At 50.0% G+C, this 16,333-nt stretch carries 13 protein-coding genes; 9 read left to right on the top strand and 4 right to left on the bottom strand.

The features are described from left to right. Nucleotides 1–30 precede the first annotated feature (30 nt). The 4 genes from ACTHSX_RS01715 (at nucleotide 31) to ACTHSX_RS01700 (ending at nucleotide 5,104) form a co-directional block, all read left to right on the top strand. Entirely contained in the window at nucleotides 31–1,044 is a 1,014-nt protein-coding gene (locus tag ACTHSX_RS01715) for an SPFH domain-containing protein (RefSeq protein ID WP_440376489.1), read from the top strand. A 203-nt stretch (nucleotides 1,045–1,247) separates the two neighbouring features. Next, nucleotides 1,248–2,942: a DUF4178 domain-containing protein gene (locus ACTHSX_RS01710; protein ID WP_440376490.1), complete on the top strand. Its 1,695-nt coding sequence runs from the start codon at nucleotides 1,248–1,250 to the stop codon at nucleotides 2,940–2,942. After that, nucleotides 2,939–3,301, top strand: coding sequence for an adenosylmethionine decarboxylase (speD, locus tag ACTHSX_RS01705; RefSeq protein WP_293208066.1), 363 nt, complete (start codon nucleotides 2,939–2,941; stop codon nucleotides 3,299–3,301). The genes ACTHSX_RS01710 and speD overlap by 4 nt, the downstream gene beginning before the upstream one ends. 198 nt (nucleotides 3,302–3,499) lie before the next feature. Next, nucleotides 3,500–5,104, top strand: a complete 1,605-nt coding sequence (locus ACTHSX_RS01700; protein WP_440376491.1) for an NAD(P)-binding protein — start codon at nucleotides 3,500–3,502, stop codon at nucleotides 5,102–5,104. Between the two features lie 62 nt (nucleotides 5,105–5,166). Here the strand turns inward: ACTHSX_RS01700 and ACTHSX_RS01695 are convergent, their stop codons facing one another. Together ACTHSX_RS01695 and edd are read right to left on the bottom strand one after the other, a co-directional pair. Then, nucleotides 5,167–5,805: a bifunctional 4-hydroxy-2-oxoglutarate aldolase/2-dehydro-3-deoxy-phosphogluconate aldolase gene (locus tag ACTHSX_RS01695; protein ID WP_440376492.1), complete on the bottom strand. Its 639-nt coding sequence runs from the start codon at nucleotides 5,803–5,805 to the stop codon at nucleotides 5,167–5,169. 90 nt (nucleotides 5,806–5,895) lie between these two features. Beyond that, nucleotides 5,896–7,731 carry a phosphogluconate dehydratase gene (gene edd, locus ACTHSX_RS01690; RefSeq protein ID WP_440376493.1) on the bottom strand — a complete coding sequence of 612 codons (1,836 nt, stop codon included), beginning with the start codon at nucleotides 7,729–7,731 and terminating at the stop codon, nucleotides 5,896–5,898. A gap of 482 nt (nucleotides 7,732–8,213) precedes the next feature. On the opposite strand from edd, the gene zwf reads away from it, so the two are divergent. The 5 genes from zwf to pgi all read left to right on the top strand — a co-directional run bounded on the left by zwf (nucleotide 8,214) and on the right by pgi (nucleotide 14,092). Then, nucleotides 8,214–9,659, top strand: a complete 1,446-nt coding sequence (gene zwf, locus ACTHSX_RS01685; RefSeq protein WP_440376494.1) for a glucose-6-phosphate dehydrogenase — start codon at nucleotides 8,214–8,216, stop codon at nucleotides 9,657–9,659. 63 nt (nucleotides 9,660–9,722) lie between these two features. Continuing rightward, nucleotides 9,723–10,418 carry a 6-phosphogluconolactonase gene (gene pgl, locus ACTHSX_RS01680; RefSeq protein WP_440376495.1) on the top strand — a complete coding sequence of 232 codons (696 nt, stop codon included), beginning with the start codon at nucleotides 9,723–9,725 and terminating at the stop codon, nucleotides 10,416–10,418. Further along, nucleotides 10,399–11,379 carry a glucokinase gene (locus ACTHSX_RS01675; RefSeq protein WP_293214066.1) on the top strand — a complete coding sequence of 327 codons (981 nt, stop codon included), beginning with the start codon at nucleotides 10,399–10,401 and terminating at the stop codon, nucleotides 11,377–11,379. The genes pgl and ACTHSX_RS01675 overlap by 20 nt, the downstream gene beginning before the upstream one ends. Nucleotides 11,380–11,456: 77 nt before the next feature. Next, a complete protein-coding gene (gene hexR, locus ACTHSX_RS01670) occupies nucleotides 11,457–12,305 on the top strand; it encodes a DNA-binding transcriptional regulator HexR (protein WP_049352085.1) in 849 nt (282 codons plus the stop codon). A 143-nt stretch (nucleotides 12,306–12,448) separates the two neighbouring features. After that, nucleotides 12,449–14,092, top strand: a complete 1,644-nt coding sequence (pgi, locus tag ACTHSX_RS01665; protein WP_440376496.1) for a glucose-6-phosphate isomerase — start codon at nucleotides 12,449–12,451, stop codon at nucleotides 14,090–14,092. Between the two features lie 51 nt (nucleotides 14,093–14,143). On the opposite strand, the gene ACTHSX_RS01660 is transcribed toward pgi, so the two are convergent. Together ACTHSX_RS01660 and ACTHSX_RS01655 are read right to left on the bottom strand one after the other, a co-directional pair. Further along, nucleotides 14,144–15,241, bottom strand: a complete 1,098-nt coding sequence (locus ACTHSX_RS01660; protein WP_440376497.1) for an NnrS family protein — start codon at nucleotides 15,239–15,241, stop codon at nucleotides 14,144–14,146. 295 nt (nucleotides 15,242–15,536) lie between these two features. After that, nucleotides 15,537–16,151, bottom strand: coding sequence for a CadD family cadmium resistance transporter (locus tag ACTHSX_RS01655; protein WP_223168748.1), 615 nt, complete (start codon nucleotides 16,149–16,151; stop codon nucleotides 15,537–15,539). Nucleotides 16,152–16,333: the final 182 nt, after the last annotated feature.

Genomic DNA, 16,333 nt, shown 5'->3' with positions numbered 1-16,333 from the left:
TATCCCTTCTTCTTCAAATAAGGAACTGCGATGTTCAACTTTATCAAGAAACAGTTTATCGATGTCATTCAATGGCCGAATCCTGATGACAGCCTGCTGATGTGGCGTTTTCCGATTGCCGATGAGGAAATTCAAAACGGTGCGAGCCTGACTGTGCGCGAGGCGCAGATGGCGATGTTTGTCGATGAAGGCGTGACTGCCGACGTGTTCAGGCCGGGGCGTTACACGCTCAATACGCAAACGTTGCCTGTGTTGACCAACTTGAAAAACTGGGACAAACTCTTTGAATCCCCTTTTAAATCGGATGTTTACTTTTTCAATACCAAACAACAGCTCGCACGAAAATGGGGCACATCCCAACCTGTTACCGTGCGCGATGCCGAGTTTGGCGCGGTGCAACTGCGTTCGTTCGGTATGTATTCTTACCGCATCAGCGATCCGGCAAAATTCTTCAAAGAAGTCAGTGGGGTGGCGGCGCAATATAGTGGCATAGACTTGGAAAACCAACTGCGCAATATTGCAGTCACCCAATTGGCGGCCGCGTTTGGCGGCTCCGGTATCCCATTCTTGGATATGGCGGCGAACCAAGTTTTGCTGTCGCAAAAAATCGGCGAATTGCTTGGCGCGGAATTTGCCAAGCTAGGTTTGGTGCTGGAAAACTTCACTGTTGAAAGCATTACCTTGCCTGCGTCTATTCAGGCTGCGTTGGATAAGAAAATTTCGATGGGCGTTATCGGCGATTTGGGACGTTACACCCAATATCAAACCGCCGAATCCATTCCGCTTGCGGCACAAAATGAAGGCGGACTTGCCGGAATCGGTGCAGGCTTGGGCGTAGGTGCCGGTATTGGTCAGGCGATGGCGGGTGCCATGGCGGGCATGATGCAGCCGAATGCGCAGCACACTCAGCAAAATGTTCAGCCGGCTGCCGAAGATCCGCAGGCGAAATTGGTGAAACTCAAGTCTTTGCTGGATGGCGGTTTGATTTCGCAAGAAGATTTTGATAAAGCCAAGGCTGAAGTGTTGAAACAGTTGATTGGTTAAGCAATTGAAGGCCGTCTGAAAAATATCATTCAAAGAAGCATTAAGCTGCTTCTGTGAAAAGGTTTCAGACGGCCTTTTGAATCATTTGATTGAGTCCGTTCGGCGATTTGGTTTGTTTCTAATCTGAAATCATTGATAAAACCAGTTGATATAAACATTAAGGCCGTCTGAAACACTCCAACCCATTCTGAAAAAGCAAATCCATGTCTCAAACTCCTTTCTTCAAAACCGACTGCCCAAGCTGCGGCGCACCTGTCGAAGCGCATTCTGCTTCTGCCGTGACGCTGGTGTGCGGCTATTGCAACAGCATGCTGGTGCGGCAAGATAACGGCGTTGTCGACTCCGGCCGCGATTCCGCATTGCTGGAAGATTTCAGTCCGCTGCAAATCGGAACCAGCGGCACATTTGTCGCGCAACGCTTTACCTTGGTCGGACGGCTTCAGGTGCAATACGATGATGGCGCGTGGAATGAATGGTATGCGCTGTTTGACGATGGCAGGGCAGGTTGGCTTTCAGAGGCGGGCGATTTATATGTGATGACCATGCCGGTCGAAATCGATAATCCGCCGAAATTTGAAGACACGCGAGCCGGATTTAGCGAGCTGACTTTTCAAGATAAGCACTATATTGCCTCCGATGTCCGCAAAATCAGCTTGAAACGTGCCGCCGCGCAGGGCGAATTGCCGTTTGTTTTGAAAGAGGATACAGAAAATCGGGTTTCCGACTGGCGTTGCGAAAACCTTTTCATCACGCTCGATTACAACAATAAAACTCCCGAAGCCTTCTTCGGGCGCATGGTAAACCTAGATGATTTGAAGCTGGAAAACACGCGCCACGAAGATGAAATTAAAGAAAGCGCAGGCCGTCTGAAAGGCAGTATTACCTCTGAAAACTGTCCTAACTGCGGCTCATCCATTCATTGGGTGAACGGTCTGACTTCCCATCTGAACTGTCAAAGTTGCGGCAGCGAATTGGCAGTCGGCAAAGATAAAGCGGAGCTGATTACCGCCAATAATCTGCGGTTGTCGCAGAATACGCTGTTTACTCTGCCTATCGGCTCGACAGGCCGTCTGAAAAATAAAGAGTTTCATGTTATCGGCGCAATTAGATATTTAGAAACAGATGCGCAGGAAACATTCGACAACCTGTTCAACGGCGCCAACCGCGTGCTCACACCCGAAGGCCAATGGTCGGAATATCTGCTTTACAACCCAACTCAGGGTTTCTTATGGCTGGTTGAAGCTGATGAAGGTTGGAATATTTCCGAAACCTTGAACGATTGGCCGCGCCTCGACCGCAATCGTCAACCGCAAGGCTATGGCAAACTTTATGACTATGGCGGACGGGTCAGGATTGCCAGCGGAGCATTTTATTGGCGTGTCCGAAGCGGTGATTTGAATTATTACAGCGATTACCGAGACGGACAAAGCCGTAAGCTTGGTTCCGAACTAAACAGTCATGAAATGGCATGGAGTAGAAGTACCCCCATTGCTTATCGGGAAATTGCGGACGCATTTAATCTGACCAATAAAATATCATCTTACACCGTGAAAATGAGTGCAGATGATATCGATGAAAAATTACGACTTCTGATGATTGCTATTTTGGTTATCGTCAATATTCCGTCATTGTTTATGAATGGCTTCGATATACTGTTCGATATATTTCTTATCGGTTGGGGTGTCTATGCTCTTTTTATAGTTGGACGGAAGAGAGATGAAAATGGCGAACAGAGTATCTCTCGAGTGGGATATGTTATTTGTGCAATGGCTTTGATTGTTTTTATTACGATGATGAATTATGCAGATTTGTCTGATTTGGATGATGACAGTAGCCGAGTTCATTCAGGAGGAAGCTACGGCGGTTATTCAAGCGGCTATTCCGGAGGCCATAAATGACCCATGCCCCCGGTAACCATGGCCTATTGGACTTATATGGCTGCGATGAAGCCATCTTAAAAGATGAAGGCCGTCTGAAAACCGCTTTGGTAGCAGCCGCACAGGCAGCAGAAGCGACTATATTGACCGAACATTTCCACACCTTCAGCGGCGCAGGCGGCGTAACCGGCGTTTTGCTGCTTGCCGAGTCCCATATCAGTATCCATACTTGGCCGGAACACCGTTTTGCTGCTATAGACGCATTTATTTGCGGCGGTATGAAATTGGAAAAAGTGAAGGAAATCTTGTGCAGTGAGTTGGCGGCGGAACGGGTGGATTGGACGGTTGTAAATAGAGGCAGTGATTTGACTTTATTTTAGTTTTATCAGTATTGGCAAGAGAGGCAAAAGTTCAACGCCAAGCATACGCCATTTGATATTTCAGGAGATATTCATTTATTGCTGGTTAAGTGTTATCGGTTCTATAACATGAAGGTATTTGGAAATAATGGGTATCTTACAGAGAAAAGGATGTACGACTTGCTTTCCTAAAAAAATACTGAAAAGCAATAATTTATTATGCTAACCCGCCGTCAATTTCTCAGTTATACCACCGCGCTTGGTGCTGCCTCTGCTTTCTCTTGGCAGACTTACAGATACCTCAACCGCAAACCGCCGGTTTCTATTAACCGTGTCGGCTTGCCGTTGGGGCATTTGTTGCGCGACGGAGAATTGTTGCAAGCGCCGGCTCGTCGTTATGAATGCAATACGCTGATACTCGGCAGCGGTGCGGCGGGTTTGGGGGCGTTGTGGTATTTGGCGAAGCATAATCACCGCGATGTATTATTGGCAGAAGGGTTTGAACGTAATGGCAACAATGCCGCCTATACGTCTTCAGACGGCCTGAAAGCGCCGAGCGGTGCGCATTATTTGGCTTTGCCGTCGAAAGAAAGCGTGTATGTGCGCGAGATGTTGGCGGATTTCGGTATCTTGCAGCCGGACGGCAGCTTTAGGGAAACCGATTTGGTCTATGCGCCCGAATCGCGCCTTTTGTATCAGGATAAATGGCAGGAACATTTATTGCCGAAAGAAGACGCGGATTCCAAACGGTTTTTTGATTTAATAGGCCGTCTGAAACAGGCTTACGGCAATGACGGTAAGAAAATTTTTGCCATTCCGATTGCGCTGTCATCGGTAGATGAGACATGGCGCAAACTAGATAATCTGACGTTCAAACAATGGCTTGAGCAAGAGGGCTACACCTCGCCCGAGCTTTTATGGTATCTCGATTATTGTTGCCGCGACGATTACGGGCAAGGCATAGGGCAAGTTTCTGCCTTTGCCGGACTGCATTATTTTGCCGCCCGCAACAGCGCAGAAACCGTCCTCACTTGGCCCGAAGGTTTGGCACATCTTTCTGAAAGCCTGCGCCGTCATGCCGATTTGCAGGAAGGCTGGCAATGGCCGTCTGAAAGCAGTATCCGTTTGGAGAAACCTGCTTCAGTTAATGCTTCCGCCGTTAAAATCAAACCGCTTTCAGACGGCCGGATTGAAGTGTGGCTGCGTGATAATGCAAAAGGGGGAACCGTTGCCGTCACCGCGCAACACGTTATCTCCGCCATGCCGCTGATGGTTGCCGCTCGCATTATTGAATCTCCCGAACAATTTGGTTTGGACATTCCCGAATACGCGCCATGGCTGGTTTCCAATTTTGAACTGCACAGTTTTCCGAAAGAAAAAAACAACAGCGAACTTGCGTGGGACAACGTGGTTTACGGCAGCCAAGGACTGGGCTATGTTGTTGCGACCAACCAGCTTATCCGGGTTGCCCGCCCCGAACGCACGATTTTTACCGCCTACGCCGCGCTCAACCACGATACGCCACAAGCCGTCCGCCGCCAGCTGCTTGAAGCAAGCGACGAAGAGCTGCTCCAGCTTGCCGCCCAAGATCTGCTTACCGCTTACGGCGAAGGCTTTTGGTGGCACGTTTCCCATGTTGACATTACCGTTCGCGGGCATGGCATGAGCGTGCCGAAACCTGGCTATTTAAGCAATGAGGCTTTATTAAAAATCAGAAATCGAAATTCTGGATTATTATTTGCACACAGTGACTTAAGCAGCTATTCGGTATTTGAAGAGGCTTTGTATTGGGGTGTGGAAGCGGCACGGAAAGTGTTGGCTTAATTGATATAAAAAGGCCGTCTGAAATCATATTCAGACGGCCTTTTTTTAACCTTATAACCTGATTAGGCTTTGGGTTTCAAAGCGGCAGCTTCGCGAGCCAGACGGGTGATGGTATCCCAGTCTTTGTTTTTGATGGCTTCTTTCGGAGTCAGCCATGAGCCGCCGACGCACAAGACATTAGGCAGTGCCAAATACTCGGGTGCAGTTGCCAAGCTGATGCCGCCGGTTGGGCAGAAGCGCACGTCGGCGTAAGGGCCGTACAGGGCTTTGAGCATGGCTTTGCCGCCAACGACTTCGGCAGGGAAGAGTTTGAGTGTGTCGATGCCGTGTTCCAAAGCCAGTTGGACTTCGCCCGGAGTAGCAACGCCGGGAATCAGGGAGATGCCGCTGTTGTGGCTGGCTTTGGCGAGGGATTCGTGCAAACCCGGGCTGATGGCGAAAACTGCGCCTGCATCTTCGACGGCTTTGAGCTGATCGGGGTTGGTAACCGTACCTGCGCCGACGATGGCATTGGGTACTTCTTTGGCAATCAGGCGGATGGCGTCGAGGCCGACAGGGGTGCGCAGGGTGATTTCGAGGGTGGGAATGCCGCCTTCGACAAGGGCATGGGATAAATCGACGGCAGTACTCAAGTCGTCAATCGCCATTACCGGCACAACTGCGCCGGCAGTCAGAATTTCACGAGGGGTCAGTTTAGACATTTTAGGTCTCCGTTGGGGACTGTATCGTAATAGGGTCGTTAACATGGTTTCAGACGGCCTGATTGTTTTAAAAGGCCGTCTGAAAAGGGTTTAGGCGAATTCGCCGCCGAAGCTCATGGCACCGGTTTCTGCGCTGCTGGTCATGCTGCGGAAGTTGGCGAAGAGTTCGCGGCCGCAGCCTTGTTGGTTGGCGCTCAAGTCGATACGTTCGACTTTGCGGGCGTTCCATTCGGCTTCGTTGATCAGGACGTTGAGTTCGCCGGTAACGGAGTCGAAGCGGATCAGGTCGCCGGTACGGATTTTGGCGATGTTGCCGCCCATCAGGGCTTCAGGGGTCATGTGGATGGAAGCCGGAACTTTGCCGGATGCGCCGGACATACGGCCGTCGGTCAGCAGCGCCACTTTGAAGCCGCGGTCTTGCAGAATGCCCAAAGGAGGAGTCAGTTTGTGCAATTCGGGCATACCGTTGGCGCGTGGGCCTTGGTAGCGGACGACGCAGACGAAATCGCGTTCCAACTCGCCGCGCTCAAACGCAGCCAACACTTCGCGTTGGTCGTTGAACACGATGGCGGGCGCTTCGATAATGCGGCAGCCTTCGCGCACGGCGGACACTTTAATCACGCCGCGTCCGATGTTGCCTTTCATCAGGCGCAGACCGCCATCTGGGGAGAACGGGTTGTCGGCTTTACGCAAGATGTCTTCATTGCCGCTGGTTTCAGGGGCTTCACGCCATTCAAGTTTGCCGTCGATGAGGAAAGGCTCTTTGGTGTAGTGGCGCATACCGTGTCCGACGACGGTATCGACATCGTCGTGCAACAGGCCTGCGTCCAACAATTCGCGGATGACGAAAGGCAGGCCGCCGGCCGCGGTAAAGTGGTTCACGTCGGCTTTGCCGTTTGGATACACACGGATCAGCAATGGGATGATGGAGGAAATTTCGTCGAAGTCGTCCCAGTTCAAAATCACGCCTGCGGCGCGCGCCATGGCAACGAGGTGCATGGTGTGGTTGGTCGAACCGCCGGTCGCCATTAGGCCGATCAGGGCGTTGATGAAGGATTTTTCGGTCAACATTTCACCCAAAGGTTTGATGGTGCCGTTTTTAATGCCACGTGCGAGGTGTCCGGCAGCGTAGCGGGTCAGGGCTTCGCGCAGGTCGGTGTAAGGGTGGACGAAGGCGGCGGCAGGCAGGTGCACGCCCATCATTTCCATCATCATTTGGTTGGAGTTGGCGGTACCGTAGAAAGTACAAGTACCCGGGCTGTGGTAAGAGCCCATTTCGCTTTCAAGTAAGGCATCGCGGCCGACTTTACCTTCTGCGAAAAGTTGGCGGGTACGGGCTTTTTCTTTATTGCCGATACCGCTGGACATTGGGCCTGCCGGAACGAAGATGCCTGGAATATGGCCGAAAGACAAAGCGCCGATCATCAAGCCCGGAACGATTTTGTCGCATACGCCCATAAACAGGCTGCCGTCAAACATTTGATGAGACAGACCGATAGCGGTACTCATGGCAATCACGTCGCGGGAGAACAGCGACAATTCCATACCGGCATAGCCTTGGGTAATACCGTCGCACATGGCGGGTGTGCCGCCGGCAACTTGTGCGGTCGCACCGTTTTTCTGCGCTTCGTCTTTGATTTGATCAGGGAAGTCTTTAAACGGCTGGTGTGCGGAAACCATGTCGTTGTAGGCGGTAATGATGCCTAAGTTGGGGACGGTATCCTGAAGCATTTCGATTTTGATGCTTTTGGGCATGGCGGCATAGCCGTGCGCCAAGTTGCTGCAGCCGAGTTGGTTGCGCTCTAAGCGTCCCATCTGTTTGGCACTGCGGATTTTCGCCAGATATTTTTCACGCGTCGGGCGGCTGCGCTCGATGATGCGCTCGGTAATCTCGGCGAGTTTAGGGTGAATAGGAGTGGGGTTCATGTGCTGTCTCCTGGCAAAACGATATGATAGGGATTTTGTTTGCGCGTTTCTGATTTTTGTATTGGGTGTTTTTTCAGACGGCCTGGAGCTGTGGGAATAAATAATGAGTGCCGTCTGAAATGTTGAAGATTTCTCTTCGAAGCGTCTGCGTATTATAGTACAAATTCTGTAATTTTGTTACAAAATAATTCGCTAAGTGGAAGAAATTTGATTTAAATCGAGGTATGGTCAATTCGTAAAATGGTGGGCTGCAAAAGTCATCAAACTTTTATGTTAAATCAAACAATTTGTAAAAATGAGAATGGACAAAATCTGTAGCCATGTGTAGTATTACTACTCACTAGCCCGCTTGTTTGAAATTTTGGTGCAGGCGATTGGTTTTTTACTGCTTATTGCTTAAAGGCTTTTGATTTTAATTGATTTTTATGGATGACGACAGTCCAAAAGTTTTGAAGCAAGCTTCCTCAACGAGAGATGAAACGATGAGTACACAGACAAATTTTGATTTGGTGTTGTTTGGCGCGACCGGCGATTTGGCAATGCGTAAACTTTTGCCTTGCCTGTATCAGGCGCATGTAGCCGGTTTGCTTCATCCCGAAGGTCGTATTTTGGGCGTAAGCCGCAGCGAATTGGATACCGCCGGCTTTTTGGCTAAAGTAGAAACGAATTCTAAAATCCATGTCAAACAAAACTTCTCAGATGAAGCATGGGCATCGTTTATCCAACGTATCGAGTATTTAAAAGTCGATGTTACAGAGAAAGGCGATTTCATTGCCTTGGGCGACTTGGTAAAAGCACGCAAGAATACTGAAAATGTCGTGATCTACCTCTCAACTGCGCCGAAATTCTTTGCACAAGCCTGTGAAAACCTTGCCGAAATCGGTTTGAATGCCGATAACGTGCGCGTGGTTTTGGAAAAACCGTTAGGTACGGACTTGGCCTCTTCCCAACAGATCAATACAGATGTGGCCCGTTATTTCAAAGAAGAACAAATCTATCGTATCGATCATTATTTAGGTAAAGAAAGCCTGCAAAACCTGCTGGCCTTACGTTTTGCCAATGTGATGTTCGAGCCTTTGTGGAACAACAAATATATTGAAAGCGTACAGCTGACCATCGCCGAGCAATTGGGTGTGGAAGAACGCGGCGAGTTTTACGACATTACCGGCGCGTTGCGCGATATGGTGCAAAACCACTTGATGCAAATGCTTTGTATGACTGCGATGGAAGTACCGGCGAGCTTGGATGCCGATGCTGTACGCGACGAGAAAGTGAAAGTCATCAAATCTCTGAAACCGCTGACTATTGAATCCGTTAACGAAAATGTTATTCGCGGCCAATATGTTGCAGCAAACGGCATGAACGGCTATCTAGAAGAAGTCAACGTTCCGCAAGACAGCTTTACTGAAACCTATGTTGCCATCAAAGCCGAAATCGAAAATGAGCGTTGGAAAGGTGTACCTTTCTACCTGCGTACCGGCAAACGCATGGCAGGCAAAGTGGCGGAAATCGTGTTGAATTTCCGTCCGCTGCAAAACCATATTTTTGACAATAGCCAACCTGCGCCGAATCGTTTGGTTATTGAACTACAACCGACCGAATCCGTCCGCCTTTACACTCAAGTGAAAACTCCGGGTGCAGGCAACAAAGTCGAAGTTACACCGATTGGCGTGGACTTGGGCGCAGCCTTAGAGGGCCGCCGCGCCGAGGCTTACGAGCGTCTGCTGCTGGATGTGATTAACGGCAAACTCGCTTTATTCAACCGTCGTGACGAACTCGAAGCCGCTTGGGAATATGTGATGCCGATTTTGGAAAACTGGGCGAACAATACAACGCCTCCACATGCTTACGAAGCCCATTCTTGGGGTCCTGAAGCTGCGCGCGCGCTGTTGGCCCGTGACGGCAACAAGTGGCACGAAGAGCAATAATATTTCTTTCAGACGGCCTTGTTTTCCAACAAAAGGCCGTCTGAAACCATGAAAGGACGAAACATGTTTGTTTGGCACGAACAAGAAAACGCTGCAACTGCCGCGCAAGCTCTCGCCGATGCTGTTGCCGCCGCATTGCAAGCCGCGTTGAATGAGAAAGGCCATGCGGTTTTGGCCGTTTCCGGCGGTCGTTCGCCGATTGCGTTTTTCGAGGCTTTGTCGCAAAAAGATTTAAATTGGCAAAATGTCGGCATTACTTTGGTGGACGAGCGTATCGTCCCGACTACGCATGCTGACAGCAATACAGGCTTGGTACGCGAATATCTACTCAAAAATAACGCGGCCGTTGCCACATGGATTCCTGTTGTTGAAGATGGAAAGTCTGAAACTGAATTACAACCTGAAGTTGTCGTTGCTTACGCATTGAAACATTATAAGCAACCTGATGTGCTGGTGTTGGGCATGGGCGGAGACGGGCATACGGCGTCGTTGTTCCCTCAAGCGCCTCAATTACAGGCCGCAATCAATGAAGATGATGACCCGACATTGATTCATACTACGCCGGTTACCGCGCCGTATGAGCGTGTGAGCATGACTTTGGGTGCGATTGCCAAAACGCCGAATGTATTTTTGGCCATTCAAGGCGCAGAGAAAAAAGCGGTATTCGATAAGGCTGCTGCAAGGGCTGACACCGAATATCCGACCAGTCTGATTCTTAATCACCAAGGAATTAACTGCCATGTCTACTATGCACACTGAGGCTTATCCTCGTTTGGTCGCCGATATCGGCGGTACGAATGCCCGTTTTGCACTTGAAACTGCACCACAGGTCATTGAAAAGGCTGAAGTCTTGCCTTGCAAGGATTACGACACCATCGTCGATGCCGTCAAAACTTATTTGGAACGCGCAGGCAGCCCGAAAGTTTTGCACGCAGCCTTTGCGATTGCCAATCCGATTTTGGGCGACTGGGTGCAGATGACCAACCACCACTGGGCATTCTCCATCGAAACCACCCGTCAGGCTTTGAGTTTCGAAACGTTGATTCTGTTAAACGACTTTACCGCCCAAGCTTTGGCGGTAACACAAACCGATAAGAAAGACTTGATACAAATCGGCGGTCAAAAACCAATCGAATTTGCGCCTAAAGCCGTTATCGGCCCAGGTACCGGTTTGGGTGTCAGCGGTTTAGTGCACAGCGCTGCCGGTTGGGTGGCGTTGGCAGGCGAGGGCGGCCATACCAGCTTCCCGCCGTTTGACGATATGGAAGTGTTGATTTGGCAATACGCTAAAAACAAATACGGTCATGTTTCTGCCGAGCGTTTCTTGAGCGGCGCAGGTTTGAGCCTGATTTATGAAGCATTGGCCAAACGCGACAACATCAAACAATGCCGTCTGAAGCCTTCTGAAATTACCGATAAGGCATTGAGCGGAACATCGCCGATTTGCCGTCAGACTTTGGATATTTTCTGCGCCATGTTGGGTACGGTCGCTTCCAATTTGGCTTTGACTTTGGGCGCGCGCGGCGGCGTGTATTTGTGCGGCGGGATTATCCCGCGCGTGTTGGATTACTTTAAAACGTCTCCATTCCGCAGCCGTTTTGAAAACAAAGGCCGCTTTGAAGCTTATCTTGCCGCCATCCCCGTGTATGTCGTATTGAGCGAATTTCCGGGCATCGTCGGCGCGGCGGCGGCATTAGACAATCATTTAAATAACGTTTAAACACACAAACGGCGGTACAGGGCAAGGTACGAAAATGTACCTTGTCCTGAACGTCAAAGAATCAAAGGGTAGAGTATATGTTAAGCAAAATCAGCGAATCATTGTCCAATCTCTCCGGCGCAGAACGCAAAGTTGCCGAATCTGCGTTGGCCGAGCCAAAATGGTTCGTTCATGCCGCTGTGGCGGAAATCGCCGAGCGTGCATCCGTCAGTCAGCCGACAGTGATCCGTTTCTGCCGCAGTTTGGGTTACAAAGGCTTGCCTGAGTTCAAACTCGCGTTGTCTGCCAGCATCGGTCATGAAGGTATGCCTTACGTTCATGAAGAATTGAACGCCGATGACAACATGAGCAGCGTGGTCGAAAAAGTATTGGGCAATGCCGCAGCCTCCCTTTTGGGCGAGCGCCGCTTCCTGAAAGAGTCCGAGCTGGAAAACGCGATTGCTATTCTGATGCACGCGCGACGCGTTGAGTTTTATGGTGTCGGCAACTCCGGCATCGTTGCCCAAGATGCGCAACACAAATTCTTCCGTTTCGGTATGTCCACCGTCGCCTATGTCGATACGCATACCCAGTTGATGGCGGCTTCCGTATTGACCGAGCAGGATGTGTTGGTGGCGATTTCCAATACCGGCTCATCCATCGAATTGTTGGACGCGGCCAGTATTGCCAAAGAAAACGGCGCAGCCGTTATCGCGCTGACCCGCAATGATTCGCCGTTGGCTCAAATGGCCGACTGCGTATTGAGCATTGCCACTCAGGAAAATGCCGAGCTTTATACGCCTATGGTGTCCCGTCTTCTGCAGCTGGCCGTTATCGACATTCTTGCCATCGGCTTGGCCTTGCGCTTGGGCGACACTGCCAGCACGCAACTGCAAAAAAGTAAAAAAAGCATACATAACAAACACATCGAATACGATAAAGATTGATTCTTCACTGATATATTCAGACGGCCTTAACCCACATCAAGGCCGTCTGAAACCTCAAAAAACGGAAACCACCCCGTTCCCGTTTCAGACGACCTCACGGCCGTTTTCTCAACAAAACTGTCCACTATCCAGGAGAGCATCCGATGAAACACCTTCACGATTTACCAGCTTGGTCAAAATTATGGATACATTTTGACGAAACCAAAGAACAACACATGCGCGAAATGTTCGAACAAGATCCCGAACGTGCCGAACGCTACTGGCTGCAGGTTGGCGGCCTGACTTTGGATTATTCTAAAAACCGTATCAACGACGAAACCATGTCGCTTTTGTTCGAGTTGGCGCGTGAAGCAGGCGTGCCGGAACGGATGCAGCAAATGTTCCACGGCGAAAAAATCAATACGACAGAAAACCGTGCCGTACTCCACGTTGCCCTGCGCAACCGCACCAACGCCCCCATCGTCGTGGATGGCGAGGATGTCATGCCTAAGGTCAACCATGTCCTGCAACGCATGGGCGAGTTCGCGCATGAAGTCCGCAGCGGCAGCTGGTTGGGCTATACCAATCAAGTCATTACCGACGTCGTCAACATCGGTATCGGCGGCTCCGACCTCGGCCCTCTGATGATGTGTACCGCGCTCAAGCCTTTCGGTCATCCGCGCCTGAATATGCACTTCGTCTCTAACGTGGATGGCTCCCAACTGCGCGACGTATTGTCTAAAGTCCACCCTGAAACCACGCTGTTCATCATTGCTTCCAAAACCTTCACCACCCAAGAAACCCTGACCAACGCCCTGACCGCGCGTAAATGGTTCTTGGATCATGCAGGCGATGAAAGCGCCGTAGCCAAACACTTCGTTGCCGTATCGACCAACCAAAAAGCCGTTGCAGAATTCGGTATCGATACCGCCAATATGTTTGAATTCTGGGACTGGGTCGGCGGTCGTTACAGCCTGTGGTCGGCCATCGGCCTGCCGATTATGCTGTACCTCGGTGAAGAAAACTTCATCGAAATGCTCAACGGCGCGCACCTGATGGATCAACACTTCATCAACACCCCGCTCGAGCGCAACCTCCCCGTCATCCTCGCCCTCGTCGGCATCTGGTACATCAACTACTACGGCGGCGGCAGCCACGTTATCGCGCCTTACGACCAACACCTCCACCGACTGCCCAAATTTATCCAGCAGCTTGATATGGAGAGCAACGGCAAACAAGTGACCCTTGACGGTAAAGCTGTCGGTTACGAAACTTCGCCGATTATTTGGGGCGAAACCGGTATCAACGGCCAGCACGCATTCTTCCAACTGCTGCACCAAGGTACGCACATTACGCCGATTGACCTGATTGCCTCCCTTGAAAAACGCAGCAACCTGCGCGGCCACCACGAAATCCTGCTGGCGAACGTTTTTGCCCAAGCCGAAGCCTTTATGCGCGGCAAAACGCCTGACGAAGTACGCGCCGAACTTCAAGCACAAGGCATGGACGAAGCGCGTATTGAAGAGCTGGTTCCGCACAAAACCTTCTCCGGCAACCGTCCGACCAACCTCATCCTCATGGACAAAATCAACCCGCGCAATATGGGCAGCCTGATTGCCATGTACGAACACAAAACCTTCGTTCAAGGCATTATTTGGGGCATCAACAGCTTTGACCAATGGGGCGTAGAGCTCGGCAAACAGTTGGCCAAAACCATTCTTGCCGAATTGACCGGCGAGACCGAAGTGCAAAAACACGACAGCTCGACTACACGCCTGATTAATCTTTATTTGAATGCCAACAAATAAAGCATTTATTTAAAGCAAAGGCCGTCTGAAATTTTCAGACGGCCTTTTGTTTTATTCCGGATCATCCGTAAACGCATTTTCCCGAAATATCGGTACAAACGTGAAAAGATACAGTATGAATACGGCGATGGTCAGAATCGCAGGAACGGTAATGAAAAATATCGGGTTCACATTCATCAAGAAAGCGCGCGAGACGGCAGCCATAAAGAGCAAGGGAACGGCAATGCGGCAGAGTTTCGGGTAGTCGAGTTTGGTAAAGCCGCTGTGCCACAGTCCGGCGGTCAGCCACACCATCATCACGCCACCCATCATGCCGCCGAGGGTAATCAGGTGCAATGGGGTGGAGGAGGGTAGATTTTGCAGTTTCGCCGCGCCTGTCCACAGATAGCCTGCGGCGGCAAAGAGCTGGAGCAGGTAATAAGTGCGGACGTAGTGTTTGCGCAGGAGTTCGTGATGGTGAAGTTCACGCAGCTTGGCGAGCAGGATGAAGCCGACGGCAAGCGCGGTAAAACCGGCGGTTTGCGCCGGCAGCCAAAGTTCGGCGGCGGCGTGCAGGAGCAGGAAGGTGATGGCGATGTTTTTATAGACGACGTTGGGGATGAATACGGGGTCTTTCAGACGGCATTCTTTGAGGGCTTCCGCGCCTAAAAGAATACTGACGCGGACGGATACAAACATGACCGCTGCCATGTTCAGATGTACTTGCGCGCGCAGTAAGTTCAAATCGCCAGTTGCGGCGTAGGCCGTCTGAAAAATAGTAAACGCGGCAAGCAGTATTAAGAGGGCGAAGTTATCAGTGTTGCGGTCGAGCCAAATCAGCCAGGCGCAAAACAGCAGCAATACCAGCCAATAGGCGGCAACGAAAAACGAGGCAGTTTGCGGCGAAAAGGGCAGTATGGCGGATGCGGCGAGCAGTAATGCCGCCATCAAAGTAGCGACAGGTTTCAGACGGCCTTTATAACCCGTCCATTCGAGCATGGCGGCAGTCAGGAAGCCGCCGTATGCCGCAGGAAGCATGAGTTCTAAGAAGATTTGGCGGTGCAAAATGACGGCACCGGGGCTGATGAAAAACACCAACGCGCCGAGTATGGCAAGCACCGCCGCACCGACGAAAAACGGCCGCATGGGGTGGGTGAAAAACTTATTCATGGTTTGGCTTGATTCTGCATGAAGATGCTTTCGGATATGGATTTATTGGGTGGACAGGGTCGTATCTTTTGCCAAAGAGGCAAGCCTGCGGCTTGCTTGCCCTCTCCCTAGCCCTCTCCCACGGGGAGAGGGGATTAAGCTGCCAAACCCGAACATTTTCAGGTTTACCTGCCATCTAATTCCCAATCCTGCGCCCTCTAATTTTCAGCAACCTGATTCCCTCTCCCCGTGGGAGAGGGTTAGGGAGAGGGCAACGAACCGCAAGGTTCGTCAGATACTCAAATGCCCGTATCATTCATATCATTGATATTATTGTTTGAATTGTATTATTTTCAATAATAATAAATAACCCTAAACCAATATAAATAGCAGCCATTATCCAACGACTAAACTTCTCTACAATTTCACCAACACCTGAAATATTAGCCAATCTTTGTGCTGTATATACTAAAACAAAAATCAATATTAAAAATACAAGAAGAGTAACTAATAAGTCGACAAGATCTAAAGTCACAAAGTAAGGAACAAAAAGTCCAATATTATCTGCACCACAACTAGCAACTGTAACCAAAGCAACAATACCGACTAATTTTGACAACCCTTTTTCATCCAATTCTTTTTTAGCTCTTTTTTCGCCCTCACAATCGTCGTAAATAGCAACTTTAATACCTAAGTAAATCGGTATTAAACCTAATAAACCCAACACCCATTTTTCCGGAACATAATGCAAAACAAAAGCTAGAAATAAACTAACTAATATTAAAATTACAGAACCTAAATATTGTCCGATATAAATATCTCGATATTCTTTTCTAGTATTTGCTCTAGCAAAAAATATTAATAGTATTACCAACAAATCTACTGCTGTAGCAATATATAAAACAGCAGCAGTAATCACAGTCGAAAACATAAAGCACCTCATAATGAATCCCCTGCCCCCTTGGCACCACGGCTTTTTCAAAAACCGAATCGCGTTCGGATAACAGATTCGTATCTTTCGCTAAAGAGGCAAGCCTGCGGCTTGCTTACCCTCTCCCTAGCCCTCTCCCACGGGGAGAGGGAATTGGGCTGTCGAGCCTGAACATTTTCAGG

The sequence above is a fragment of the Neisseria sp. P0014.S002 genome, assembly GCF_051958295.1.
Lineage (GTDB): Bacteria > Pseudomonadota > Gammaproteobacteria > Burkholderiales > Neisseriaceae > Neisseria > Neisseria flavescens_B.
Note: the sequence above shows the minus strand (reverse complement) of the source record. Positions and strands in the feature narration are given on the sequence as shown.

Coding starts and splice junctions, on each gene's coding strand:
- pgi (WP_440376496.1), top strand. CDS start 12,449: ATGAAACACCTTCACGATTTACCAGCTTGGTCAAAATTATGGATACAT.
- ACTHSX_RS01710 (WP_440376490.1), top strand. CDS start 1,248: ATGTCTCAAACTCCTTTCTTCAAAACCGACTGCCCAAGCTGCGGCGCA.
- ACTHSX_RS01715 (WP_440376489.1), top strand. CDS start 31: ATGTTCAACTTTATCAAGAAACAGTTTATCGATGTCATTCAATGGCCG.
- ACTHSX_RS01695 (WP_440376492.1), bottom strand. CDS start 5,805: ATGTCTAAACTGACCCCTCGTGAAATTCTGACTGCCGGCGCAGTTGTG.
- edd (WP_440376493.1), bottom strand. CDS start 7,731: ATGAACCCCACTCCTATTCACCCTAAACTCGCCGAGATTACCGAGCGC.
- zwf (WP_440376494.1), top strand. CDS start 8,214: ATGAGTACACAGACAAATTTTGATTTGGTGTTGTTTGGCGCGACCGGC.
- hexR (WP_049352085.1), top strand. CDS start 11,457: ATGTTAAGCAAAATCAGCGAATCATTGTCCAATCTCTCCGGCGCAGAA.
- pgl (WP_440376495.1), top strand. CDS start 9,723: ATGTTTGTTTGGCACGAACAAGAAAACGCTGCAACTGCCGCGCAAGCT.
- ACTHSX_RS01655 (WP_223168748.1), bottom strand. CDS start 16,151: ATGTTTTCGACTGTGATTACTGCTGCTGTTTTATATATTGCTACAGCA.
- ACTHSX_RS01660 (WP_440376497.1), bottom strand. CDS start 15,241: ATGAATAAGTTTTTCACCCACCCCATGCGGCCGTTTTTCGTCGGTGCG.
- speD (WP_293208066.1), top strand. CDS start 2,939: ATGACCCATGCCCCCGGTAACCATGGCCTATTGGACTTATATGGCTGC.
- ACTHSX_RS01675 (WP_293214066.1), top strand. CDS start 10,399: ATGTCTACTATGCACACTGAGGCTTATCCTCGTTTGGTCGCCGATATC.
- ACTHSX_RS01700 (WP_440376491.1), top strand. CDS start 3,500: ATGCTAACCCGCCGTCAATTTCTCAGTTATACCACCGCGCTTGGTGCT.